Annotated in this window: 21 protein-coding genes; 19 read left to right on the forward strand and 2 right to left on the reverse strand. The window is 39.9% G+C overall.

All coding sequences use genetic code 11. The annotated features are described in order from the left end of the window. The first annotated feature begins 2 nt into the window (after window positions 1–2). The 10 genes from purB to purD all read left to right on the forward strand — a co-directional run bounded on the left by purB (window position 3) and on the right by purD (window position 11,247). A complete protein-coding gene (gene purB / locus B1NLA3E_RS01855) occupies window positions 3–1,295 on the forward strand; it encodes an adenylosuccinate lyase (RefSeq protein WP_015592159.1) in 1,293 nt (430 codons plus the stop codon). Between the two features lie 149 nt (window positions 1,296–1,444). Then, complete coding sequence (gene purC / locus B1NLA3E_RS01860) at window positions 1,445–2,158, forward strand: phosphoribosylaminoimidazolesuccinocarboxamide synthase (protein ID WP_015592160.1); 714 nt, start codon at window positions 1,445–1,447, stop codon at window positions 2,156–2,158. Continuing rightward, window positions 2,151–2,405 carry a phosphoribosylformylglycinamidine synthase subunit PurS gene (purS, locus tag B1NLA3E_RS01865; RefSeq protein ID WP_015592161.1) on the forward strand — a complete coding sequence of 85 codons (255 nt, stop codon included), beginning with the start codon at window positions 2,151–2,153 and terminating at the stop codon, window positions 2,403–2,405. Before purC ends, purS begins: the two co-directional genes overlap by 8 nt. Then, window positions 2,402–3,085: a phosphoribosylformylglycinamidine synthase subunit PurQ gene (purQ, locus tag B1NLA3E_RS01870; RefSeq protein WP_015592162.1), complete on the forward strand. Its 684-nt coding sequence runs from the start codon at window positions 2,402–2,404 to the stop codon at window positions 3,083–3,085. The genes purS and purQ overlap by 4 nt, the downstream gene beginning before the upstream one ends. Further along, a complete protein-coding gene (gene purL / locus B1NLA3E_RS01875) occupies window positions 3,069–5,288 on the forward strand; it encodes a phosphoribosylformylglycinamidine synthase subunit PurL (protein WP_015592163.1) in 2,220 nt (739 codons plus the stop codon). The genes purQ and purL overlap by 17 nt, the downstream gene beginning before the upstream one ends. Beyond that, window positions 5,273–6,685: an amidophosphoribosyltransferase gene (purF, locus tag B1NLA3E_RS01880; RefSeq protein WP_015592164.1), complete on the forward strand. Its 1,413-nt coding sequence runs from the start codon at window positions 5,273–5,275 to the stop codon at window positions 6,683–6,685. The genes purL and purF overlap by 16 nt, the downstream gene beginning before the upstream one ends. A gap of 123 nt (window positions 6,686–6,808) precedes the next feature. Continuing rightward, complete coding sequence (gene purM, locus B1NLA3E_RS01885) at window positions 6,809–7,834, forward strand: phosphoribosylformylglycinamidine cyclo-ligase (RefSeq protein ID WP_015592165.1); 1,026 nt, start codon at window positions 6,809–6,811, stop codon at window positions 7,832–7,834. Between the two features lie 10 nt (window positions 7,835–7,844). Further along, the gene (gene purN / locus B1NLA3E_RS01890) at window positions 7,845–8,429 is read left to right on the forward strand and encodes a phosphoribosylglycinamide formyltransferase (protein WP_015592166.1); all 585 of its coding nucleotides are present in this window, start codon (window positions 7,845–7,847) and stop codon (window positions 8,427–8,429) included. Beyond that, complete coding sequence (purH, locus tag B1NLA3E_RS01895) at window positions 8,426–9,964, forward strand: bifunctional phosphoribosylaminoimidazolecarboxamide formyltransferase/IMP cyclohydrolase (protein WP_015592167.1); 1,539 nt, start codon at window positions 8,426–8,428, stop codon at window positions 9,962–9,964. Before purN ends, purH begins: the two co-directional genes overlap by 4 nt. 14 nt (window positions 9,965–9,978) lie before the next feature. Then, on the forward strand, window positions 9,979–11,247 hold the full coding sequence (gene purD / locus B1NLA3E_RS01900) for a phosphoribosylamine--glycine ligase (RefSeq protein WP_015592168.1): 1,269 nt from the start codon (window positions 9,979–9,981) through the stop codon (window positions 11,245–11,247). On the opposite strand, the gene B1NLA3E_RS25875 is transcribed toward purD, so the two are convergent. Next, window positions 11,228–11,341 carry an EYxxD motif small membrane protein gene (locus B1NLA3E_RS25875; RefSeq protein WP_328285121.1) on the reverse strand — a complete coding sequence of 38 codons (114 nt, stop codon included), beginning with the start codon at window positions 11,339–11,341 and terminating at the stop codon, window positions 11,228–11,230. The two genes, purD and B1NLA3E_RS25875, sit on opposite strands and share 20 nt — an antisense overlap. Window positions 11,342–11,418: 77 nt before the next feature. Next, window positions 11,419–11,700, reverse strand: coding sequence for a YgaP family membrane protein (locus B1NLA3E_RS01905; RefSeq protein WP_015592169.1), 282 nt, complete (start codon window positions 11,698–11,700; stop codon window positions 11,419–11,421). A gap of 144 nt (window positions 11,701–11,844) precedes the next feature. On the opposite strand from B1NLA3E_RS01905, the gene B1NLA3E_RS01910 reads away from it, so the two are divergent. The 9 genes from B1NLA3E_RS01910 to aceA all read left to right on the forward strand — a co-directional run bounded on the left by B1NLA3E_RS01910 (window position 11,845) and on the right by aceA (window position 24,796). Further along, window positions 11,845–13,587 (forward strand): adenine deaminase C-terminal domain-containing protein, encoded by a 1,743-nt coding sequence (locus B1NLA3E_RS01910; RefSeq protein WP_187292141.1) that lies wholly within the window; start codon window positions 11,845–11,847, stop codon window positions 13,585–13,587. A gap of 65 nt (window positions 13,588–13,652) precedes the next feature. After that, complete coding sequence (locus B1NLA3E_RS01915) at window positions 13,653–14,699, forward strand: DUF3048 domain-containing protein (protein WP_041580224.1); 1,047 nt, start codon at window positions 13,653–13,655, stop codon at window positions 14,697–14,699. Between the two features lie 25 nt (window positions 14,700–14,724). Beyond that, a complete protein-coding gene (locus B1NLA3E_RS01920; protein WP_015592172.1) occupies window positions 14,725–15,039 on the forward strand; it encodes a YerC/YecD family TrpR-related protein in 315 nt (104 codons plus the stop codon). 128 nt (window positions 15,040–15,167) lie between these two features. Then, window positions 15,168–15,854: a heptaprenylglyceryl phosphate synthase gene (locus B1NLA3E_RS01925; protein ID WP_015592173.1), complete on the forward strand. Its 687-nt coding sequence runs from the start codon at window positions 15,168–15,170 to the stop codon at window positions 15,852–15,854. 100 nt (window positions 15,855–15,954) lie between these two features. Continuing rightward, window positions 15,955–18,168 carry a DNA helicase PcrA gene (gene pcrA / locus B1NLA3E_RS01930; RefSeq protein ID WP_015592174.1) on the forward strand — a complete coding sequence of 738 codons (2,214 nt, stop codon included), beginning with the start codon at window positions 15,955–15,957 and terminating at the stop codon, window positions 18,166–18,168. 28 nt (window positions 18,169–18,196) lie between these two features. Beyond that, window positions 18,197–20,203: an NAD-dependent DNA ligase LigA gene (gene ligA, locus B1NLA3E_RS01935; protein WP_015592175.1), complete on the forward strand. Its 2,007-nt coding sequence runs from the start codon at window positions 18,197–18,199 to the stop codon at window positions 20,201–20,203. A 12-nt stretch (window positions 20,204–20,215) separates the two neighbouring features. Further along, a complete protein-coding gene (locus B1NLA3E_RS01940; protein ID WP_015592176.1) occupies window positions 20,216–21,388 on the forward strand; it encodes a CamS family sex pheromone protein in 1,173 nt (390 codons plus the stop codon). A gap of 150 nt (window positions 21,389–21,538) precedes the next feature. Then, window positions 21,539–23,086, forward strand: coding sequence for an L-glutamate gamma-semialdehyde dehydrogenase (gene pruA, locus B1NLA3E_RS01945; RefSeq protein ID WP_015592177.1), 1,548 nt, complete (start codon window positions 21,539–21,541; stop codon window positions 23,084–23,086). Between the two features lie 426 nt (window positions 23,087–23,512). Further along, window positions 23,513–24,796 (forward strand): isocitrate lyase, encoded by a 1,284-nt coding sequence (gene aceA, locus B1NLA3E_RS01950; protein WP_015592178.1) that lies wholly within the window; start codon window positions 23,513–23,515, stop codon window positions 24,794–24,796. Window positions 24,797–25,127 lie beyond the last annotated feature (331 nt).

Below are 25,127 nucleotides of genomic sequence, written 5' to 3' on the forward strand. Positions count from 1 at the left end.
ACATGATTGAACGTTATACTCGCCCTGAAATGGGTGCGATTTGGACAGAAGAGAACAGGTTTCAGGCATGGTTGGAAGTTGAGATTTTAGCTTGTGAGGCGTGGGCTGAGCTTGGTGATATTCCAAAAGAAGATGTGAAAAAGTTACGAGAAAATGCAACTTTTGATATTAACAGAATTAAAGAAATTGAAGAACAAACAAGACATGATGTTGTTGCGTTTACTCGTGCAGTATCTGAGACCTTAGGTGAAGAACGTAAATGGGTTCATTACGGATTGACCTCCACGGATGTCGTTGATACAGCTTTGTCTTACCTTATTAGACAAGCAAATCAAATTTTATTTAAAGATATTGAAAATTTTGTTGAGATTTTAAAAAATAAAGCAGTAGAGCATAAATATACGGTTATGATGGGCCGTACTCATGGGGTACATGCTGAACCAACAACCTTTGGTTTAAAGCTTGCTCTTTGGTATGAAGAAATGAAGAGAAATCTTGAGAGGTTCAAACAGGCAGCAAATGGAATTGAATTTGGTAAGATTTCTGGGGCGGTTGGTACATATGCAAACATCGACCCATTTGTGGAAAAATATGTTTGTGAAAATTTAGGCTTACAGGCGGCACCAAATTCAACACAAACTCTTCAACGCGACCGCCATGCTCATTATATGTCAACATTGGCTCTAATCGCGACATCTATTGAAAAATTTGCCGTGGAAGTTAGAGGATTGCAAAAGAGCGAAACTCGAGAGGTTGAGGAATTTTTCGCAAAAGGTCAAAAAGGTTCTTCGGCTATGCCGCATAAACGTAATCCAATTGGTTCTGAAAACATGGCCGGATTAGCGAGAGTAATTCGGGGCTATATGTTGACAGCTTATGAGAATGTACCACTTTGGCATGAACGGGATATTTCCCATTCTTCTGCTGAACGAATTATTATTCCAGATGCAACGATTGCATTAAATTATATGCTCAATCGCTTTGGCAATATTATTAAAAACTTAACGGTTTTCCCAGAAAATATGAAGCGAAATATGGGCAGAACTTTTGGTCTTATTTACTCTCAACGCGTTCTACTTGCACTAATTGACAAAGGACTTTCCCGTGAAGAGGCATATGATACGGTTCAGCCGAGAACGGCGGAAGCTTGGGATAAGCAAGTACAGTTCCGTGACCTAATCGAAGCCGATGAAAAAATTACGGCTCATCTTTCCAGTGCTGAAATCGCTGATTGTTTTGATTACAGCTACCATTTACAGCATGTGGATACCATTTTTGATCGTCTTGGGCTATAAATAATCATATTTAATACAAGGTAAAGGTTCATCCTTTACCTTTTTACACCCCACTTGTACTGAACATTCCTAATATTTGCATTAGCTGAAGGGAGAGAAGGGCACATTCTTCCGTCTTGATCCTAAGTCGCAGAATCCGCCCGAATTAGATGAAAGAACTACTTTATGAAGGTAAGGCAAAGAGAATTTATAGTACTGATGATGAGAATATTGTTTTAGTAGAATATAAGGATTCTGCTACAGCATTTAATGGGGAAAAGAAGGCAAATATCACAGGTAAAGGCCGTTTGAATAACGAAATTACTAGTTTGCTATTTCTAAAGCTTCATGAACAGGGTATCGAGACTCACTTTATCAAACAGCTTTCTGAAACAGAGCAGCTTGTTAAAAAAGTAAGCATTATTCCATTAGAGGTTGTTACTCGAAATGTAGCAGCTGGAAGTCTTGCCAAACGATTAGGAATGGACGAAGGTCAAGCATTATCAAAGCCAATCGTGGAGTTTTATTATAAGGATGACGATTTAGGGGATCCTCTCGTTAACGTGGATCATGTTCTAGAACTTAAGATTGCTACAGTTGATGAACTTGAAACATTAAAAGAAAAGGCACTAAATATTAATGCGATTTTATCAAGCTTTTTTGCAGAATTAGGAATTCGTTTAATTGATTTTAAATTAGAATTTGGGAAAGATCATACCGGAAAAATTGTGTTAGCGGATGAAATTTCCCCTGATACTTGTAGATTATGGGATGCAAAAACAAATGAAAAGCTCGATAAGGATGTATTTCGTCGTGATTTAGGTAATCTTACTGATGCTTATGAAAATATTTTGGCTAGACTAGGGGGCCCTCAGCATGGTTAAAGTTAAAGTTTTTGTCACATTAAGAGAAAGTGTTTTAGATCCACAAGGAAAGGCAGTAAATCATGCCTTACATTCTTTAGGATATGAAGAAATCAAAGACGTGCGCATTGGTAAATATATGGAACTTTTCGTTGATACTACAGGCCGTGATGTAGATACAGTTGTAAAAGAAGCTTGTGATAAGCTGTTAGCTAATCCGGTTATTGAGGATTTCCGCTATGAAATAGAGGAGAGTGTCTCCCAATGAAATTTGCGGTAATCGTTTTTCCTGGTTCGAATTGTGACGTTGATATGTATTCTGCGATTAAAGATGAACTAGGATCTGATGTTGAATACGTTTGGCATGCAGAGAAAGATTTAGATCGTTTTGACGCGATTCTTTTACCAGGTGGATTTTCTTATGGAGATTATTTAAGATGTGGTGCGATTGCCCGTTTCAGTAATATCATGAATGAAATTAAGAAAGCGGCTGAAGCAGGAAAACCAGTTTTGGGTGTTTGTAATGGATTTCAAATTTTACTTGAAGCAGGACTATTGCCAGGTGCATTAAGACGGAATGAAAGTCTTAAATTCATTTGTAGACCAGTTGATCTTAAAGTTGAAAACAATAATACGTTATTTTCAAATGAATACGAACAAGGCGAAATCATTTCTGTTCCCGTAGCACATGGTGAAGGAAACTATTATTGTGACGAAGAAACGTTGAAAAAGATGCAAGAAAATAACCAAATCGTCTTTACTTATGTAGACAATCCAAATGGAAGTCTTGAAAATATTGCTGGTATCATAAATGAGCGCGGAAATGTATTAGGAATGATGCCACATCCTGAAAGAGCGGTCGATGAGCTTCTTGGAGGAGCAGATGGTCTTAAGGTATTTAAATCGATCGTAAAACAATGGAGGGAATCATATGTCGTTAAAGCTTGAACCAACTCCCGAGCAAATTAAATCTGAAAGAATTTATGCTGGAATGGGTATGTCCGATAAAGAATTTGCTATGGTTGAAAAAATTCTCGGCCGTACGCCTAATTACACAGAAACAGGACTATTTTCAGTAATGTGGTCTGAGCACTGCAGTTATAAAACTTCAAAGCCTGTTTTAAGAAAGTTCCCGATTACTGGTGAAAAGGTACTTCAAGGACCAGGAGAGGGCGCTGGAATTGTTGATATCGGTGATAATCAAGCAGTTGTTTTTAAAATAGAAAGTCATAACCACCCATCGGCAATCGAGCCTTATCAAGGAGCTGCCACAGGTGTTGGCGGTATTATCCGTGATGTCTTTTCAATGGGCGCTAGACCGATTGCGATGTTGAACTCTTTACGATTTGGAGAACTTTCAGACTCTGCTCGTGTTCGTTACCTATTTAAGGAAGTAGTTGCCGGTATTGCTGGGTATGGAAACTGCATGGGAATCCCAACCGTAGGCGGTGAGGTTCAATTCGACCCTTCCTATGATGGCAATCCATTAGTGAATGCAATGTGTGTTGGTTTAATCGACCATAAGGATATTAAGAAAGGTCAAGCCCATGGGGTTGGAAATACAGTCATGTATGTTGGGGCCAAAACAGGTCGTGATGGAATCCATGGTGCAACATTCGCTTCTGAAGAGTTGACTGATGCTTCAAGTGAAGATCGCCCAGCAGTTCAAGTGGGAGACCCATTTATGGAGAAGCTGTTATTAGAAGCATGTTTAGAATTAATTCATTGTGATGCACTTGTTGGTATACAAGATATGGGAGCAGCTGGATTAACAAGTTCAAGTTCTGAAATGGCAAGTAAAGCCGGATCAGGAATGGAATTGAATCTAGATTTTGTTCCACAGCGTGAAACTGGAATGACTCCATATGAAATGATGCTTTCTGAATCTCAAGAGCGGATGCTCATTGTTGTGCAAAAAGGCAGGGAGCAAGAAATCGTTGATATTTTCTCAAAATATGATCTTGAAGCAGTGTCTGTTGGTGTAGTAACGGATGATAAAATGTACCGCTTGATTCATCAAGGGAAAGTTGTAGCCAATGTGCCTGTAGATGCATTAGCAGAGGATGCACCTGTATATCAAATGCCATCTGCTGAACCACAGTCTTTCCGTGATAATCAAGCTATGGAAAATGAAGTACCTGAGGTAGAGAATTATGGTGAAACTTTGCTTCAATTATTACAACAGCCTACTATCGCTTCTAAGGAATGGATTTATGATCAATATGATTATATGGTTCGGACAAACACAGTTGTAGCACCAGGCTCTGATGCAGCAGTTCTTCGTATAAGAGGAACCGAAAAAGCGTTAGCAATGACAACTGACTGTAATTCTCGCTACCTATATTTAGATCCAGAAACAGGCGGAAAAATTGCCGTAGCTGAAGCAGCTAGAAACATCATTTGCTCAGGTGCGGAACCACTTGCTGTTACAGATAACCTGAATTTTGGTAATCCAGAAAAACCAGAAATCTTTTGGCAAATTGAGAAATCAGCAGATGGGATTTCTGAAGCTTGTCGCAAGCTAAATACGCCAGTAATCGGCGGAAATGTATCTATGTACAACGAAACAAATGGAGAAGCTATCTACCCAACACCTGTTATCGGAATGGTGGGGTTAGTTACTAATCTTAAACATATAACTACTCAATCCTTTAAGGAAGCCGGGGACATTGTTTATCTATTAGGTGAAACAAAGGATGAATTTGGCGGTAGTGAGCTTCAAAAAATGCAAAACGGAAAAATTTACGGAAAATCTCCGTCTATAGATTTAGCAGTTGAAAGTGAATATCAACAAAACGTGTTAGCTGCCATTCGCGCAGGTTTAGTTGCGTCAGCGCATGACTTAGCAGAAGGCGGGCTTGCTGTAGCGATAGCTGAAAGTGCAATTGGTTCTAATGGACTTGGAGCGGATATTAAGGTTTCAGGAAATCCAGTTTCAGCACTATTCAGTGAATCACAATCTCGTTTCTTATTGACCGTTAAAAAAGAAAACCAACAAGAATTCGAAAAATTAGTAGGTGCAACTTTAATTGGTGAAGTTACAGCTGAACCAGTTTTAAATATTACTCAAGATAGTGTAACTATTATTTCAGAGCAAGTTGAAAGTTTAGAAAAGGCTTGGAAAGGAGCTATTCCATGCTTGCTGAATTAAAGGGCCTAAATGAAGAGTGCGGAATCTTCGGCGTTTGGGGACATCAAGATGCAGCTAGCATTACCTATTATGCCCTCCATAGCCTTCAGCATCGAGGTCAGGAAGGGACAGGAATCGTTGTCACTGATGGAACAAAATTGGATATCTTCAAAGGTGAGGGTCTTGTCACAGAAGTTTTTACCTCGGAGGTAATGTCTAAGTTATCCGGCAAGTCCGCGATCGGTCATGTTCGTTATGCAACCGCAGGAGGCAGTGGTTATGAAAATGTTCAGCCGCTGTTGTTCAATTCGGAATCCGGTAGTTTGGCTCTTGCTCATAATGGGAATTTGGTGAACGCAAAATTAATTAAATCAATTCTTGAGCAGCAAGGAAGCATTTTTCAAACTAGCTCAGATACTGAGGTACTAGCTCATTTAATTCGTCGCAGCGGGGAACGTAGAATTAAAGAACAAGTAAAAAGTGCCTTGAAACAGATTGAAGGGGCATTTGCCTACGTAATCATGACGGAAAACGAAATGATGGTAGCTCTTGACCCGCATGGTCTTAGACCGCTTTCGTTAGCACGGTTAGGAGATGCCTATATGGTCGCTTCCGAAACCTGTGCATTTGATGTAGTTGGCGCAGAATTTATTCGTGATGTATTACCTGGTGAATTGTTAATTATCAATGATGAGGGAATTAAATCAGAATTCTTTTCTGAAAACAAACCAAGTGCAATTTGCGCGATGGAATATATTTATTTTTCCAGACCAGATAGTAATATTCATGGGATCAATGTTCATTCTGCTAGAAAAAGACTTGGGAAAAAACTGGCTATAGAAGCACCAATTGTTGCAGATGTGGTAACTGGTGTCCCAGATTCAAGTATTTCTGCAGCAATCGGTTATGCGGAAGCGTCTGGAATTCCGTATGAAATGGGCTTAGTGAAAAATCGTTATGTTGGTCGTACGTTTATACAGCCTTCGCAATCATTAAGGGAGCAAGGCGTGAAAATGAAGCTTTCCCCTGTCCGTGGTGTTGTTGAGGGGAAACGAGTGATCATGGTTGATGATTCGATTGTACGTGGTACGACGAGTCGGAGAATTGTCACAATGTTAAAAGATGCAGGGGCACTTGAGGTTCATGTAGTGATTAGTTCTCCACCGATTAAGAATCCTTGTTTTTATGGAATTGACACTTCTACTAAAGAAGAGCTTATTGCCTCCTCTAATTCTGTTGAGGAAATACGAGAGCTTATTGGTGCTGATTCACTGACCTTTATTAGTACAGAAGGAATGCTAGAAGCAATTGGCAGAATCGACACTGACAAAAATTGTGGTCAATGTGTTGCGTGTTTCACCGGTGAATATCCAACAGAGCTTTATCCAGAATCACTGCAATATTACTATCAAAAATAAGCGGCAGACAATGTCGCTTTTCCCTTTGGAAAGACGAAATGCAAAAAGCGTTCCTAGGCGCTGATGCTAGACACTTTCTACTTTCATAGTTTTTAACTTTTTTTAAACAAAGGAGATTTGGAAATGGCGAATGCTTATAGAGAAGCTGGTGTCAATATCGAAGCGGGATATCAAGCGGTCGAGAGAATGAAGTCGCATGTTAAAAGGACGGAAAGATTAGGTGTCATGGGTGGCCTTGGTGGCTTTGGAGCGATGTTTGATCTCTCAGCACTAAACCTTAAGGAACCGGTATTAGTTTCCGGAACAGATGGTGTCGGAACGAAGCTGATTCTTGCATTTATGGCTAACCGCCATGACACTATAGGAATTGACGCAGTAGCAATGTGTGTAAATGACATTGTTGTTCAAGGAGCAGAGCCACTATATTTCCTTGACTATATCGGCTGTGGTCAAGCAGACCCGTCAAGAATTGAAGAGATTGTAAAAGGGGTAGCAGATGGTTGCGAACAAGCGGGATGTGCCTTAATCGGTGGTGAAACTGCAGAGATGCCAGGTATGTACGATCAAGAAGAATATGATATTGCTGGCTTTGCTGTTGGAGCTTGTGAGAAAGCAAACTTGATTACCGGTAAGACCATTCAAGCTGGAGATGTTCTAATCGGATTAGCATCAAGCGGAATTCACAGTAATGGATTTTCTCTTGTGAGAAAAGTGTTTCTTGAAAAAGCAAAATTATCATTGGACGAATATGTTGAAGAACTTGGTTGTACGTTGGGAGAAGAATTATTAAAGCCAACTAGAATCTATGTTAAGTCTATTTTATCCGCACTGAAAGAATTCCCAATTAAAGGGATGGCTCACATTACTGGCGGAGGATTTCATGAGAACATGCCAAGAATCTTTCCTGAAGGATTGGGAGCTGAAGTAAAGCTAGGAAGTTGGAATATTCCAGCTGTATTTTCACTACTCGAAAAGCTGGGCGAAGTGAAGCATGAAGAAATGTACAATATTTTTAATATGGGTATCGGGATGACTGTTGTAGTGGATAAACAACATGCTACGGCACTTGTTGAACATTTGCAAGGCTGTGGAGAGACCGCTTCTGTTATTGGGGTCGTAACTGAAAGCGAAGGAATTTCGATCATTTAGGGGGATATGAATGAAAAACATCGCCGTCTTTGCCTCCGGAAACGGAAGCAATTTTCAAGCGATTCTGGATGCCGTTACAAATCAAAAGTTGGATGCGGACATCAAGCTACTTGTTTGTGATCAGCCTGGAGCCTATGTGTTAGATAGAGCTAGAGCGGCAGGAATTAATATATTTGAATTTAGTAGTAAGGATTTTGCCAATAAACAAGCGTATGAACAGGAAATTTTAGCTAGATTAAAAGAATGTGAGGTCGAGTTAGTCGTTCTTGCCGGTTATATGAGAATAATTGGAACGACCTTACTTTCCCAGTTTGAAGGTCAAATCGTAAATATTCATCCTTCTTTACTACCATCTTTTCCAGGAAAGGATGCCATTGGACAGGCGTTAGCTGCCAGGGTGAAGGTTAGTGGAGTGACGGTTCATTTCGTTGACGAGGGGATGGATACTGGACCGATTATTGCACAAGAGACAGTCGAACTTGACGGCACTGAATCAGCTGAAACATATCAAGAGAAGATTCATCAAGTCGAGCATCAACTCTATCCAGCAGTTCTACAAATGTTATTGTCTAGTTCAAGGAGGAATGTAAAATGACAAAAAAACGTGCGCTTATCAGCGTTTCTGATAAACAGGGTATAGCGGAATTTGCCAAAGGGTTAAGTGATTTAGGTTTTGAACTTATTTCAACTGGAGGAACAAAGAAGGCTCTTCAAGAGGCGGGAATTCCCGTGATCGGCGTTAACGATGTTACCGGATTTCCAGAGATTTTAGAAGGTCGTGTTAAAACTTTAAACCCCTTGATTCATGGAGGTTTATTAGGGAAGTTTGATCAAGAGGATCACAAAAGACAGATGGAAGAGCATGGTATTTCTCCGATTGAGCTAGTTATCGTAAACTTATATCCTTTTCAACAGACTATTGCAAAACCAGATGTAACTGTTGATGATGCAATCGAAAATATCGATATTGGTGGTCCAACGATGCTTCGTTCTGCGGCCAAAAACCATGAGTATGTAACTGTTGTGGTAGATCCGGCTGATTATCCACTGGTTCTTACTGAACTTAATTTGGCTGGTCAGGTTCAGCCTGGAACACGACGCAAGTTGGCTGCAAAGGTGTTCCGTCACACAGCTTCCTATGATGCAGTGATTGCGGAATATATGACTGAATTATCTGGTGAGGAGAATCCAGAAACATTAACAGTGACATATGAGCTTAAGCAGTCTCTTCGTTATGGAGAAAATCCACATCAAGAAGCGGCATTTTACAAAAAGCCACTTGGATCAAATTTTTCAATTGCAAATGCAACACAATTACATGGGAAAGAATTATCTTATAACAATATAAATGATGCCAATGCAGCATTACAAATTGTCAAAGAATTTACTGAGCCTGCCGCTGTAGCAGTAAAACATATGAATCCTTGTGGTGTTGGAATTGGGGATAATGTTTTTGATGCGTTTACAAGGGCGTTTGAATCGGATCCTATTTCAATTTTTGGCGGAATCATTGCTCTTAATCGGGAAGTGGACAAAGCCACTGCCGAAAAGCTTTATGAAATCTTTTTAGAAATTATTATTGCACCATCGTTTTCAGCTGAAGCCATTACTGTGTTGACGGGGAAAAAGAATCTCCGTCTCCTAACGATACCATTTGGAGAAAAACAAAAAGCAGAACGAAATCTTACTTCAATAGAGGGGGGATTACTTGTTCAGGACCAAGACAGCTATACACTTGAGAATGCAACAATCACGATCCCAACAAAAAGGCAGCCAACTGAAAGTGAGTGGGAATCTTTAAAACTCGGCTGGAAGGTTGTAAAGCATGTTAAATCAAATGCGATTGTTGTGACTAATAAAGATCAAACACTTGGGGTTGGCGCAGGTCAAATGAATCGTGTTGGATCAGCAAAAATTGCCCTTGAACAAGCGGGAGAAAAAGCTAAAGGAGCAGCTCTTGCGTCAGATGCTTTCTTCCCAATGGATGATACTGTTGAAGCTGCCGCAAAAGCTGGGATTACAGCGATTATTCAAACTGGTGGTTCGGTTCGTGATCAAGATTCAATTAAGAAAGCTGATGAGTACGGAATTGCCATGGTATTTACAGGCATCCGCCATTTTAAACATTAAGAGGGGGCAATAAAATGAACGTTTTAGTCATTGGACGGGGCGGCAGAGAGCATGCGATTTGCCGAAAACTGAATGAAAGCCCAAAAGTGGAGCATGTTTTTGTAGCTCCTGGTAATGATGGAATGACGGACGTTGCCGACCTCGTTTCCATTGAAGAAAGTAATCAAGCTGAGCTTGTGAGATTTGCCAAGGAGAATCAGATTGGCTTAACGATCGTTGGTCCTGAAACTCCGCTTCTAGAAGGAATTGTTGATAAATTTCAGGAAGCGGGGCTAAAGGTATTTGGGCCACAGCAATCGGCTGCTTTAATAGAAGGAAGTAAATCTTTTGCGAAAGAATTAATGGAAAAGTATGACATTCCTACTGCAGAGTATGCTGTGTTTAGTGACTATGAAGAAGCGAAGAAATATGTGGAAAAACTTGGCGCTCCTATTGTTATTAAGGCAGATGGATTGGCTGCTGGAAAAGGTGTTACTGTTGCTTTAACGATGGAAGAAGCTCTAACTAGTCTTCAGGAAATGCTACTTGATGAGAAATTTGGAGATGCATCCTCCACTGTGGTAATTGAAGAGTTTTTAGAAGGTGAAGAATTCTCCCTAATGGCGCTCGTAAATGGCGAAATTGTCATTCCGCTCGAAATTGCTCAAGACCATAAACGGGCCTATGATGGGGATCAAGGACCTAACACAGGTGGAATGGGGGCTTATTCTCCAGTTCCGCAAATAAAAGCTGAGGCTGTTCAAACGGCGATTGAAACGGTTTTATATCCTGCTGCAAAAGCTATGATTCAAGAAGGAAGAAGTTTTTGTGGGGTTCTGTATGCTGGCTTGATTTTAACAAAACAAGGTCCTAAGGTTATCGAATTTAATGCTCGTTTCGGTGATCCAGAAACTCAAGTTATTTTACCAAGATTACAATCAGATCTGGTCGAAGTCATCTTAGCTCTTCTTAATGGAGAAACTCCAGAACTTTTATGGGAAGATAACTTTGTTATTGGCGTAGTCATTGCATCTGAAGGGTACCCTGACAATTATCGAAAGGGTGCTGTTATAGAAGGTCTGTCAGATATTAGTGATGAAATTTACCTATTTCACGCCGGAACGAAAAAAGATTCGGATGGCCGCTTTGTGACTAACGGTGGTAGAGTACTTTTAGCTGGTGCCAAAGCAAAGGATTTGAAAAGTGCTCAGGATAAAGTTTACCAAGAATTAGAGAACCTAGGTAGTGACGGTGTGTTTTACCGTAAAGATATCGGGGCGAGGGCTATCGCAAGCGCTTTTTGATACGTTTTGGGATGAACACGTAAAGCAATGCAACAATACTACCTATTAGAGTAATGAGTACAAAAGACATATCAGATATATATTCATAAATCATTATTTATCAACTCCTGTTAGGGGCTGTCTGGTAATCGGAAAAAAACCGGTTACCAGACAGCCTTTTTTTGTCATTAATTAAGTCGGATTATATGGAAGAAGGGAAGTTTCGTCGTTTTGTTCAGATTGGTCATTTTGTTGACAGCAATCCCCTTTTTGCCACTCCTCAAATAGAGCAGTCATTGGGCAATATCGTACAATGCCCTCTGCAATTTTCATTGCAGCTATCATGGCAACGAAAATATACGAGTCGCGCCATGGCTTTTTGACTAACTTCGCTGTTGCCCAAGAAAGAATGGTAAATCCTATGGTAATGCGAATTAACGCATTCAAAATCCCAATATTTGTATTTGCTTTCATTGATTTGACACATCCTTTATCAAATTTTTACAAATATATTCAGCATTCTTTAATGCTTTAAAATGCGAAATATGTTAGTATTATAACAATGAAAGGGTTTACATTTTAAATGATTATTCCCTAGATTTAAGGAGGGGTAATGCAGTGATGGAACAACGGTATCGTTGGAAAACTAAACATTTACGTGAGCATGTTTCAGTCTTAGATGGAAAATGCTCACCCACTATATTATTAATAAACGCAACTTATCTAAATCAGGTCTTTCGAAAGTGGATGACGGGGAATATTTGGATTTATGATGATCGAATTGTGTATGTTGGTGACGCATTACCAGATAATGTAACTGGTTGTGAAATCATCGATTGTACTGACCAAATATTGGTCCCGGGTTATATTGAGCCACATGCCCATCCATTTCTCTTATATAATCCCCAATCACTTGCAAACTATGCAAGCCAATTTGGTACAACAACATTGATTAACGATAATATGATGTTAGCTGTTAATTTAGAAATTAAGGATGCTTTTACCTTTTTAAATGATATGAAAGCATCTCCTGTTTCGATGTACTGGTGGTGCAGATTCGATGCCCAGACTGAGATTTTAGACCAAAATAGCGTATTTTCAAATGCCAACATCAAAGCATGGCTTGAGCATGATTGCGTTTTGCAAGGGGGAGAGCTTACTGGCTGGCCGAAGTTGCTGGATGGAGACGACTTGCTTTTGCATTGGATCCAAGAAGCGAAAAGAATGAGAAAGCAAATAGAAGGACATTTCCCTGGCGCTTCTGAAAAGACTTTGGCAAAGATGAAGCTTCTAGGTGCTGATTGTGATCATGAATCGATGACTGGTGAGGATGTATATCAAAGGCTTATGCAAGGTTATATGGTCTCATTAAGAAATTCATCCATTCGACCGGATCTTGCCAAATTATTGACTGAAATTCATGAACTAGGTATTGATTTCTACGACCGGTTTATTTTTACAACAGATGGTGCGTCTGCTAGTTTTTATGAAAAAGGTATTATTGATGAAATGATTCGGATTGCGATTGATCATGGTGTACCGACAGTGGATGCGTACAACATGGCGACGATTAACGTTGCCCGCTATTATAATATTGATTACTTACACGGTAGTATTGCCACGGGTAGAGTGGCTAATATAAACTTCTTAACTGATGAAAATAATCCTACACCGATTTCTGTATTAGCAAAAGGGAAATGGGTAAAACGAGACGGAGAAGAAGTGGAAATTGACCAGAATTTCCATTGGAAGCAATCGGGGATGAAACCTTTATCAATTGATTGGGACTTAAATTGGGATGATATGCAGTTCTCGATGCCGTTTGGGATTCAAATGGAGAATTCTGTGATCACAAAACCCTATTCCATCAACATTGAGGTCTCGACTGAAGAACTATCGCATGATCATGATGAGTGCTTTTTTATGTTGATTGATCGAAAAGGTAAATGGCGTATCAATACATTATTAAAAGGCTTTGCGAATAGCCTATCAGGACTAGTTAGTTCATTCTCTAATACTGGGGATATTATTTTAATCGGAAAAAATAAAAAGGATATGTTCACAGCATTTAATCGAATGAAGGAAATTGGTGGCGGAATTGTTTGTTGTGAAAATGGAGAAATTATGCAGGAAATCCCATTGCAATTAATGGGGATTATGTCTGATAAAAAAGTGGATGAGCTTATTATAGAAGAAAATCAGCTTCTTGATTATCTTAAGGAATGTGGGTACAAATTTGCCGATCCAATCTATTCCATGTTGTTTTTTTCTTCGACTCATTTGCCATATATCCGAATTACCCAGCAAGGAATGTATGATGTGATGAATAAAATGGTACTCTTTCCAACTATAATGCGTTAAAATGGAAAAGTAATAAAGACCAACAATTTGCAGACACATCATTTTTGAAGGTGGAGGTGATATGGATGGTAAGGAGATATATCGTCGTATCTGCGGCAATATTCCTTCTGCTAACAGGATGTAGTGGAACCAAGGAAGCAAACGTAAAAGAACATAAAGAAAAGGCAATAGAAAATGTTCAAAAAGAAACAGCAGAATTCCCTAATTATTTTCCATTAACCGGAATTGGCACGAAAGAGGAAGTTGGCGGAAGAGCGGTTGCAGTCATGGTCAACAATCATCCAAAAGCAAGGCCACAAACAGGCTTAGATAAAGCAGACATTGTCTATGAATTGCTAGCTGAAGGAAACGTGACGAGGTTCTTGGCTATTTTCCAAAGCGAAAAGCCCGAGAAAATTGGTCCTGTTCGTAGTGCCAGAGAGTACTACATAAAACTGGCAAAAGCATATGATAGCCTCTACATTGCCCATGGGTACAGCCCTGATGCAAAGGAAATGCTTGATAACGGGTACATTGATAATTTAAATGGAATGCAATATGACGGGACTCTTTTTAAGCGATCAACTGACAGAGTAGCGCCGCATAATTCCTATATTACTTATGAAAAAATTCTCGAAGGTGCTGAAAAGAACAGCTTTTCGATGAAGAATGCACCTGAGCCATTGACGTTTTTAACAAAAGATGAAATCAAGAAACTTGAGGGTCAACCTGGGAAAAAAGTTTCTGTTGCTTACTTAAATAATCCAACATTTACTGCAACTTATGAGTATGACGAGACAATCGGTAAATATAAACGTTTTTCTGCTGGAGAGCAGACCGTTAATTATGAAACAGATGCCCCCGTTTTATTAGATAATGTCTTTATCGTTGAAACGGAACACCAAACATTAAATGATGGTGCCGGTCGTAGAAAGATTGACTTAACCTCAGGTGGTAAAGCCTATCTGTTACAAAAAGGCTTCTTAAGGCAAGTTGAATGGAAAAGTCAGGATGGACGGATTGTGCCAGTAATAAATGGCGCTATTGTAGGATTTGTACCAGGGAAAACATGGATCAATATTGTCCCATCTAATCCAGGATTAACAAGTGAAGTTAAGGTCGAAGCAAATTAACTAGATTTTTAAAGGGGTCCATATAATGCAGATTGAAAAATTACGAGGTAAAGAGCTTGATCAACTATTTAAAGCCATTTTGTCTTTAGAAAATTTAGAAGAGTGCTATCGTTTTTTCGATGATTTATGTACAGTTAATGAAATTCAATCATTAGCTCAACGTTTAGAGGTTGCTCGCATGCTTCGTGAAGGTAATACCTATCATAAAATTGAAACTGAAACAGGTGCCAGCACTGCGACCATTTCACGCGTGAAACGGTGTTTAAATTATGGGAACGATGCATACGAAATGGCTTTAGACCGTGTCAAAGTTCAAAAAGAAGAAACAAGTGCAGAGTAGTTTTTGACAAGTAAAATGAATGATTAACATTAAATGCCGAAGGGATAGCCCCTTCGGTTTTTTGGTTTTTTATCATGTGAACAAGTGATATAATGGTGAAATGGAAACTAGAATGGGGGCTTTTTGGTATGTACGATGTTCGCGAGTGGCGCCATGTATTTAAACTCGATCCAGATAAAGAAATATCCGATGATGCACTTGAAATGATTTGTGAATCAGGAACAGATGCAATCATCGTAGGTGGCACAGATGGGGTTACTCTGGATAAGGTCCTAGATTTGATGGTGCGCATTCGTAAGTATACAGTGCCATGTGTATTAGAAGTTTCTAGCATCGATACAGTTACTCCCGGATTTGATTTGTATTTTATCCCGACGGTTTTAAACAGCTGCGATACAAAGTGGATCACTGGCCTGCATCATCATGCGCTTAAGGAATTCAGTGAGCTTATGAATTGGGATGAGATCCTTGTTGAAGGATACTGCATTATGAATGGTGAATGCAAAGCTGCTCAATTAACAAGTGCTGATACAGCACTCTCCTTGTCAGACGTAGTTTCCTATGCGATGATGGCAGAAAAAATGTTTCATTTACCAATATTCTATTTAGAATATAGCGGTACTTATGGGGACCCAATGATTGTAAAGGAAGTAAAGCGGCATTTAGATCATGCGACATTCTTTTACGGTGGTGGAATTGAGACAGTCCAACAGGCAAAGGAAATGAGTGCTTATGCCGATGTTATCGTAGTGGGGAATGTTATCTATAAAGATTTGAATACAGCACTGGCTACAGTTAAGGGAATTCAGTCTTAATCAAACGATTGATGAAATCCAATCGTAATGTTGGTATCAAGGCAAGGGTGTAATTCAATCAAACGGTTGATTAATAAAACAAATTAAAGTGGTGACATAGATGCAGTTTTTAACTGATAAGTTATTAAATGGTTTAAATCCTGAGCAGCAAAAGGCAGTAACAGCAACGAATGGTCCGCTATTGATCATGGCTGGAGCAGGAAGTGGCAAAACGAGAGTGTTGACGCACCGTATTGCTTACCTAATGGTAGAAAAAAGTGTCAATCCTTATAATATTTTAGCGATTACATTTACAAATAAGGCCGCAAGAGAAATGAAAGAACGGATTCAAAGTATAATGGGCGGAGCGGCAGATGAAGTCTGGATTTCGACCTTTCATTCCATGTGCGTGAGAATTCTTCGCCGCGACATTGATCGAATTGGTTTTAGCAGGAATTTTACGATTCTAGACACAACCGACCAGCAATCGGTGATTAAAGGAATTTTAAAAGCTAAAAATATAGATCCGAAACAGTTTGACCCTCGAGCGATGCTTGGAGCCATTAGTAGCGCAAAGAATGAACTAATTGATACGGGCACTTATTCAAAAACTGCCGGTGGTTATTTTGAAAAAAAGGTAGCTGAAGTATACGAAGAGTATCAAAGCCGTCTGCGCAAAAATAGTGCTTTGGATTTTGATGATTTAATTATGTTGACGATCCAATTATTTCAACGGGTACCTGAGGTCCTCGAATACTATCAACGCAAATTTCAGTATATTCATGTTGATGAGTATCAAGATACGAATAGAGCACAATACATGCTGGTCAAGCTATTGGCAGCTAGGTTTAAAAATCTTTGCGTTGTTGGGGATTCTGACCAATCAATTTATCGTTGGCGCGGTGCTGACATCGCCAATATCTTATCATTTGAAAAAGATTATCCAAATGCAAAAGTAATCTTGCTTGAACAGAATTATCGGTCCTCAAAACGAATTCTTTTAGCAGCAAACGAAGTTATTTCTAATAACCTAAACAGAAAAGCGAAAAACCTTTGGACTGAAAATCAGGCAGGGAATAAGATTAATTATTTCCGGGCCGACAGCGAAAAGGGAGAGGCGCAATTTGTTGCTGGAAAAATAAAAGAACTCGTCGGAAGCGGTAAGTATAAACAGGCTAATATCGCTATTTTGTATCGAACCAATGCTCAATCCCGGGTCATTGAGGAAGTGCTGTTAAAATCTAATATTGATTACTCGATTGTTGGCGGAATCAAGTTCTATGAGCGAAAAGAAATTAAAGATATCATTAGTTACTTAAAGCTGATTGCCAATCCAGATGATGAGATTGCCTTACAAAGGGTCATCAACGTTCCAAAAAGAGGAATTGGTTCAAGCTCTTACGATAAAATCGTTGAATTTGCCCTAACACATGATATGTCTTTGTTTCAGGCATTGGAATCGGTGGAGTTAATCGGCTTAAGTCCTAAGGTGACAAAGGCTGCAGCTGAGTTCCGTGACCTAATCAACGGTTACACCCGAATGCAAGAGTTTTTATCGGTAACAGAGATGGTTGAAGAGCTACTAGATAAATCTGGTTATCGCGATATGCTTAAGGCTGAAAAATCATTAGAATCACAAAGTAGACTGGAAAACTTGGACGAGTTACTGTCTGTGACGAAAAATTTTGAAGAAGCTAATGAAGATAAAAGTCTGATCGCCTTTTTAACTGATCTGGCCTTAGTTGCTGATATTGACAGTCTGGACGACGAAGGGCAAAAGAAAGATGATACGGTTGTATTAATGACGCTTCACTCCGCCAAAGGGTTGGAATTCCCTGTGGTGTTCCTGATGGGTTTAGAGGAAGGGGTATTCCCGCACAGTCGATCGCTTCAGGAAGAAGCGGAGATGGAAGAAGAACGTCGTCTTGCTTATGTTGGTATTACGAGGGCTGAACAACAGTTATTCATCAGCAATGCGCAAATGCGGACATTGTATGGTCGTACGACTTCGAATGCACCATCAAGGTTCATTAAAGAAATACCAGCAGATCTGCTTGAGGGAATCGAACCAGTTAAAAAAGCTGTTGCGTCGTTTCCAACTTTCGCTAAGCAGTCGCAAAGGAAACCAGTCGTTCGTCCCAATATCGCTTCACCAACTGGCGGTGCTGAAATTGGTTGGAGAGTGGGCGAAAAAGCAGAACATGGTAAATGGGGAACTGGTACCGTTGTAAGTGTAAAAGGAGAAGGGGAAGGAATCGAGTTAGATATCGCTTTTCCAAGTCCGGTTGGGATCAAACGGTTGCTCGCGAAGTTTGCTCCAATCAAAAAAGCTTAGACTTATCTCACATGAAAGGGCTGCATGTATGGACCTTCAAACTCAAAAAAATCGTGTAAGGGAATTGCATGAATTACTTAATCAATATAATTACGAATATTATGTTCTAGATCATCCAAGTGTACCGGATGCCGAATACGACCGACTTATTAAGGAATTGATTGGGATTGAAACCCAATATCCAGATCTTAAAACGGCGGATTCTCCTTCACAAAGAGTGGGCGGAGAAGTGTTAGATGTATTTGAGAAGGTTGAGCATCGGGTTCCGATGTTAAGCCTAGGAAATGCCTTTGGCCCACAAGATTTACGCGACTTTGACCGGAGAATTCGGCAGGTTGTTGGCGATGATTTTTCGTATATTTGTGAGTTGAAAATTGATGGGTTAGCGGTATCTCTTCGTTATGATAATGGTGTTTTTATCCAAGGGGCAACAAGAGGAGACGGAACTGTTGGTGAGGACATCACTGCTAACTTAAAAACGATTGGTTCGATGCCGTTGCGTCTATCTGAGGAAATTGCCATTGAGGTACGTGGAGAGGCATTTATGCCAAAACGTTCGTTTGAAGCTTTAAATAAGGTGAAAAATGAAAAAGGTGAAGAGCCATTTGCTAATCCGCGTAATGCTGCAGCTGGATCGTTACGGCAGCTAGATCCGAAAATTGCCTCGTCGAGAGCACTAGATATCTTTTTATACGGGATAGCCGGTGCAGAAAATGCAAATATTACTTCGCATAGTGAAGGGCTTAGTTGGCTCGACTCGTTAGGATTTAAAACGAATAAAGAAAGACAAAATTGTGCTGACATCGACAGTGTCATTCAATTTGTTGAGAGCTGGGTTGAAAAAAGGCCTAATTTGCCATATGAAATTGACGGGATTGTAATAAAAGTAGATTCTCTAAGGCAACAAGAAATATTGGGCACAACCGCAAAAAGTCCCAGGTGGGCAATTGCTTATAAATTTCCAGCTGAGGAGGTCGTCACAACTTTAATCGATATTGAACTCAATGTAGGGCGGACAGGAGTGATTACCCCAACAGCTATTTTAGAGCCGGTTCGTGTTGCAGGGTCTACTGTTGGGCGGGCATCGTTGCATAATGAAGACCTCATTCGTGAAAAGGATATTCGACTTGGTGACCAGGTTGTTGTGAAAAAAGCTGGAGATATTATTCCTGAGGTAGTAAATGTTCTTGTTGAGAGACGGACTGGCGAGGAAAAGGTATTTCAAATGCCGACATCTTGCCCAGAGTGTGAAAGTGAGCTTGTTCGTCTTGAAGAAGAAGTGGCCCTCCGCTGTATTAATCCAAAATGTCCTGCCCAAATTCGCGAGGGTCTGATTCATTTTGTGTCCCGTAATGCAATGAACATCGAGGGGCTAGGGGAGAAGGTCATCAGTCAATTATTTTCAGAAAGCTTAATTCATGATGTGGCTGATATTTATAAACTTACTCGGGAACAGCTGATTGGGCTTGAACGGATGGGAGAAAAGTCGATTCAAAACCTACTAGCTGCTATCGATGGATCTAAAGAAAATTCACTTGAAAAGCTTTTGTTTGGACTTGGAATTCGTCACGTTGGTGCAAAAGCGGCCAAAACGCTTGCCCAACATTTTGAAACGATCGATTGCTTGGCGGAAGCGACAGAGGTTGAGTTAACAGCTGTTAATGAGATAGGCGAAAAGATGGCCAGTTCGATTGTCACCTATTTTGCCAAAGATGAAGTAAACGAGCTGATTCAAGAATTAAAATTGGCGTCAGTTAACATGGTCTATAAGGGTCCTAAACGTGTTTTAGCAGAGGATTCGAATTCCTTCTTTAACGGTAAAACCGTGGTCTTAACAGGTAAGTTGGAGCACCTAAATAGGAATGAGGCAAAAGAAAAAATAGAGGCACTCGGAGGTAATGTTGCTGGGAGTGTTAGCAAAAAAACGAATCTTGTCATTGCTGGGGCAGATGCGGGATCTAAGCTTACAAAGGCAGAGGAATTGGGAATAGAAATTTGGGATGAAGTGAAAATGATTGAGGAACTAAATAAGTAAGAGGGGGAACCCATGAAGAAATTAGCGCTGGTTGCTTTAGCTCTTGTCCTTTTATTAACAGCATGTGCTCCTAACTTTCAAAAAAAAGATGAAGTAGTTCAAAGCACAAAGGATAATTCAAAAGAGAAAGCTATTATACCAAAATATCAAATCTCTGATCAGTATTACCGAACGATTTTACCATTCAAGCCTGGAGAGGCAAGGGGTTTAGTCGTAAATAATTTGAACACAAGATATGATATCAATGAGTTTGAAACGGGATTAATGAGAGTGGCCTTAAAAAGCTTTGACCCTGATAAGTATTTGTTCCAGGAAGGTCAATATTTGAAGAAAAAAACAGTACAAATGTGGCTCAACCGCAAATTTACTAAGGAACAATTAGATGCTGAAAAGTTAAAGGACACAGAAAATGTTGGTTTGAATCCGCTCGATGATGGGGTGGGTGATTTAAAAACAAGAAATGAAAAGAGTCCAATTTATTTGGCACATATTTTAGAGCATGACTATTTAATAAAAGATAATGACGGCAAGGTTCGTCTTGGTGGCGTAGTGATTGGTCTTGCAATGAATTCCGTTTATTATTACCAGACGGTTCAATACGGGGCAACTTTTGAGAAGAAAATCCCTCATGCTGATCTTGAACGGGAAGGCAAAAAGATTGCTGAAGAAGTGGCTAAAAGAATTCGTGGTGTTGACGGTCTTAAGGATGTACCGGTTACAATTGCTCTTTTTGAACAAGCGAGTAAATCGGCAGTCGTACCAGGAAACTTCTTCGCCTATTCCAACGTTTCAAAAGGCAGTAATAGCCTTGGTGGATGGGAAGATGTTAATGAGAAGTATTATCTTTTTCCTTCAACACAGGCAACAAGTGATCACCGAGATGATATTACGTTTTTCCAAAATTTCAAGCAAGATGTGGAATCCTATTTTCCAAACTTTAATGGTGTGATTGGGAAGGCGTTTTATGTAGAGAATCAGCTTCAAGAAATATCGATTGACTTGCCGATTCAATTTTACGGAAAGGCTGAAGGCATTGGTTTTACCCAATATGTCACTGGACTTGTTATGGAGCATTTTCCTGAATATGTAACGGTGGAAGTGAATATTTCGTCTGTAAATGGTCCAGAAGCACTTATCGTCCGTAAGGCGAACCAAAGCGAACCCTTTGTGCACGTGTATGAATAGAAAAGCGGAAGGCAGACTTTATGTTTGCCTTCTTTTTTTGCATTTAGTGAAATTATATTAGAATATAAAAAATTGTAGCAATATTTGAGAGATTATTAGAGTAATGATAAAATAGGGATAGGATTTTAGCTAAACATAGGAGGCGGTATAATGGTACAACCTTACAAACATGAGTCTTTAACAGACTTTACAGTTGAGGAAAACCGAAAAGCATACCTACAGGGCTTACAGATCGTTGAAAGCTATTTAGCACAAGATTACGATTTAATCATTGGGGGAGAGCGAGTTTCCACCGATGAAAAAATCGTATCCTATAATCCAGCAAATAATCAAGAGGTAATCGGGAGAGTGTCAAAGGCTAACCGTGAGCTTGCTGAAAAAGCAATGCAAGCGGCTGTTGACGCTTTTAAAACATGGCGGAAGGCAAAACCGGAGATGCGTGCTGATGTGTTATTTAAGGCTGCAGCCATTTTACGACGGCGGAAACATGAATTCTCTGCCCTAATGACCAAGGAGGCAGGGAAACCTTGGCGTGAAGCAGATGCCGATACAGCTGAAGCTATTGATTTTCTAGAATTTTACGCGCGCCAAATGTTGCGCATTAAAGAGGGCGTTCCTGTCCAAAGTCGTCCGAACGAACATAACCGTTATGACTATATTCCTTTAGGAGTAGGGATTATTATCCCCCCTTGGAATTTCCCGTTAGCCATTATGGCTGGCACAACGGTTGCAGCGATTGTTGCCGGAAACACCGTTTTGTTAAAACCAGCATCCACAACTCCAATCGTGGCTGCTAAATTTGTTGAGATATTAGAACAAGCTGGTCTTCCAAAAGGAGTAGTAAACTTTGTTCCAGGCAGTGGAGCTGAGGTAGGGGACTATTTAGTTGATCATAAAGATACGCGATTTATCAGCTTTACCGGCTCCCGTGATGTCGGTTTACGTATTTACGAGCGGGCTTCGAAATTATCAAAAGGCCAAATTTGGTTAAAACGTGTCATTGCTGAAATGGGCGGAAAAGACACGATTGTTGTTGATAAAGATGCAGACCTAGAACTAGCAGCACAATCAATTGTAGCTTCATCGTTTGGCTTCTCAGGGCAAAAATGTTCAGCATGCTCCCGAGCAATCGTTGTTGAGGACGTGTATGATCAAGTATTAAGCAGGGTAGTAGAGTTAACAAACCAATTATCTGTTGGTAATCCTGAAGATCAAACTGTATTCACTGGTCCAGTCATTGATCAAAGTGCTTTTAACAAGGTCATCGACTATATTGAAATCGGCAAACAGGAAGGCAGATTGGTTGCTGGTGGTATCGGAGACAATTCGAAAGGATACTTCATCCAGCCAACAGTGATTGCGGATTTAGCACCAAAAGCACGTCTAATGCAGGAAGAAATCTTTGGACCTGTTGTCGGATTCACAAAGGCAAAGGATTTTGAGCAAGCTTTAGAGATTGCTAATAATACGGAATACGGTTTAACAGGTGCAGTCATTTCGAAAAATCGTGACCATATTGAAAAAGCACGAGAAGATTTCCATGTTGGTAATCTTTATATAAACCGTGGCTGTACAGGTGCTATTGTTGGTTACCAGCCATTCGGTGGTTTTAACATGTCGGGAACAGACTCTAAAGCAGGTGGACCTGATTATTTGCTGCTCCATATGCAGGCGAAAACCTCTTCAGAGTTATATTAATTAAATTGGCTTGGCTCTATCTCTTTAAAGGAGATAGGGCTATTTTTTTTGAAGATAAAAAGCTTTGTCGAATTTAATTTCAGAAAAATCTAAAAATAGGGGTTTCAATTCCAGAAAATCTGTTATATAATACAAAAAGATTCACTAAACACTGTGTTATAACATTGAAAAAGTTTCTAATGAGTGATAGCTTTTGCAAGTTATTAAACTAGTAAATTGTAAGATGCTTGCTGATGATTGGAAAATAATTGAGCGGATGCTCAATATGTTGAATGATTGATTTTTGAAGATCAACAGCTGTTCAGTCACTCATGGCTAAGAAATGTTTATTAAAATTTCATAACTCTATTAGGATATGAAATTTTATAGATACACAGTTTACTAGGGGTAACAAAGGGGTTAATAAAAACAAAGGAGGAATTATCTATGTCAAATGAAAGAGCAAAACAATTACAAGAAAGCTGGGAATTAGACGCACGTTGGAAAGGTGTAGAAAGACCATATACAGCAGAAGATGTTCTAAAATTACGCGGCTCAATTGATATTGAATACACTTTGGCACAACGGGGATCTGAGAAGCTTTGGAAGCTAGTAAATGAAGAAGATTTCGTTAATGCACTTGGAGCATTAACTGGTAACCAAGCTGTACAACAAGTTAAAGCTGGTCTTAAGGCAATCTACTTAAGCGGATGGCAAGTTGCTGCAGATGCTAACTTGTCTGGAAATATGTATCCTGACCAAAGCTTATACCCAGCAAATAGTGTTCCTGCAGTTGTTAAACGTATTAACCAAGCACTACAACGTGCTGATCAAATAACACATGGCGAAGGCGACAACTCAATTGATTGGTTTGCTCCAATTGTTGCTGATGCAGAAGCTGGTTTTGGCGGACAATTAAACTGTTTCGAATTAATGAAGGGCATGATAGAAGCTGGTGCTTCAGGCGTTCATTTTGAAGATCAATTATCTTCTGAGAAAAAATGCGGTCACTTAGGTGGTAAAGTATTATTACCAACTCAAACAGCTGTTAAAAACTTGATTGCGGCTCGTCTTGCTGCTGACGTAATGGGTGTACCAACTGTTCTTGTTGCCCGTACAGATGCAAATGCGGCTGATTTAATTACAAGTGATATTGATCAATATGATGCTCCGTTCATTACAGGAAACCGTACACCTGAAGGTTTCTTCCGAGTAAAAGCTGGAATTGAACAAGCCATTTCCCGCGGTTTAGCTTATGCACCATATGCGGACTTGATCTGGTGTGAAACTTCTGAACCTAATATTGATGAAGCTAGACAATTTGCTGAAGCTATTCATGCAAAATTCCCTGGTAAATTACTTGCTTACAACTGCTCTCCTTCATTTAACTGGAAAGCAAAACTTGATGATGAAACAATTGCTAAATTCCAAGTTGAACTTGGTAAAATGGGCTATAAATTCCAATTCGTTACACTTGCAGGTTTCCATGCTTTAAACCACAGCATGTTTAATTTAGCAAAAGGCTACAAAACTCGTGGTATGGCTGCTTACTCCGAACTTCAACAAGCTGAGTTTGCTAGTGAGAAAGACGGTTACACTGCAACAAGACACCAACGTGAAGTTGGAACTGGTTACTTCGACCAAGTTTCCATGATTATTTCTGGTGGTACTTCTTCAACTACAGCTCTAAAGGGCTCAACTGAAGAAGAACAATTCACTGCATCTAAGTAATCCGTAAGAATTATTTTACTTGTGATTTTTACTCCTATATTTCTCCTATTTTCTCCTTCTCTTCTATATAAGAAGAGAAGGATTTTTTTGTTTTTTGCTCTGCTAAACTAGAATGTTGATTTCCGTTCCAGGCGCTTCGCTTTCCGCGGGGCGGGCGGTGAGCCTCCTCGGCGCTAAAGCACCTGCGGGGTCTCACCTGTCCCGCTGCTCCCGCAGGAGTCTTCGCGCCCTCCACTCCAATCAACATTGTGCAAAACATCAACATTGAGCTTTAACACAGCCTTGTTTTTTAGGGGGTAGAGAAAGTGGGGACTGGGGGGACGGTAGTGCA

The organism is Bacillus sp. 1NLA3E, from assembly GCF_000242895.2.
Classification (GTDB): domain Bacteria; phylum Bacillota; class Bacilli; order Bacillales; family Cytobacillaceae; genus Bacillus_BU.

Coding starts and splice junctions, on each gene's coding strand:
- purB (WP_015592159.1), top strand. CDS start 3: ATGATTGAACGTTATACTCGCCCTGAAATGGGTGCGATTTGGACAGAA.
- purC (WP_015592160.1), top strand. CDS start 1,445: ATGAAAGAACTACTTTATGAAGGTAAGGCAAAGAGAATTTATAGTACT.
- purS (WP_015592161.1), top strand. CDS start 2,151: ATGGTTAAAGTTAAAGTTTTTGTCACATTAAGAGAAAGTGTTTTAGAT.
- purQ (WP_015592162.1), top strand. CDS start 2,402: ATGAAATTTGCGGTAATCGTTTTTCCTGGTTCGAATTGTGACGTTGAT.
- purL (WP_015592163.1), top strand. CDS start 3,069: ATGTCGTTAAAGCTTGAACCAACTCCCGAGCAAATTAAATCTGAAAGA.
- purF (WP_015592164.1), top strand. CDS start 5,273: ATGCTTGCTGAATTAAAGGGCCTAAATGAAGAGTGCGGAATCTTCGGC.
- purM (WP_015592165.1), top strand. CDS start 6,809: ATGGCGAATGCTTATAGAGAAGCTGGTGTCAATATCGAAGCGGGATAT.
- purN (WP_015592166.1), top strand. CDS start 7,845: ATGAAAAACATCGCCGTCTTTGCCTCCGGAAACGGAAGCAATTTTCAA.
- purH (WP_015592167.1), top strand. CDS start 8,426: ATGACAAAAAAACGTGCGCTTATCAGCGTTTCTGATAAACAGGGTATA.
- purD (WP_015592168.1), top strand. CDS start 9,979: ATGAACGTTTTAGTCATTGGACGGGGCGGCAGAGAGCATGCGATTTGC.
- B1NLA3E_RS25875 (WP_328285121.1), bottom strand. CDS start 11,341: ATGATTTATGAATATATATCTGATATGTCTTTTGTACTCATTACTCTA.
- B1NLA3E_RS01905 (WP_015592169.1), bottom strand. CDS start 11,700: ATGAAAGCAAATACAAATATTGGGATTTTGAATGCGTTAATTCGCATT.
- B1NLA3E_RS01915 (WP_041580224.1), top strand. CDS start 13,653: ATGGTAAGGAGATATATCGTCGTATCTGCGGCAATATTCCTTCTGCTA.
- B1NLA3E_RS01920 (WP_015592172.1), top strand. CDS start 14,725: ATGCAGATTGAAAAATTACGAGGTAAAGAGCTTGATCAACTATTTAAA.
- B1NLA3E_RS01925 (WP_015592173.1), top strand. CDS start 15,168: ATGTACGATGTTCGCGAGTGGCGCCATGTATTTAAACTCGATCCAGAT.
- pcrA (WP_015592174.1), top strand. CDS start 15,955: ATGCAGTTTTTAACTGATAAGTTATTAAATGGTTTAAATCCTGAGCAG.
- ligA (WP_015592175.1), top strand. CDS start 18,197: ATGGACCTTCAAACTCAAAAAAATCGTGTAAGGGAATTGCATGAATTA.
- B1NLA3E_RS01940 (WP_015592176.1), top strand. CDS start 20,216: ATGAAGAAATTAGCGCTGGTTGCTTTAGCTCTTGTCCTTTTATTAACA.
- pruA (WP_015592177.1), top strand. CDS start 21,539: ATGGTACAACCTTACAAACATGAGTCTTTAACAGACTTTACAGTTGAG.
- aceA (WP_015592178.1), top strand. CDS start 23,513: ATGTCAAATGAAAGAGCAAAACAATTACAAGAAAGCTGGGAATTAGAC.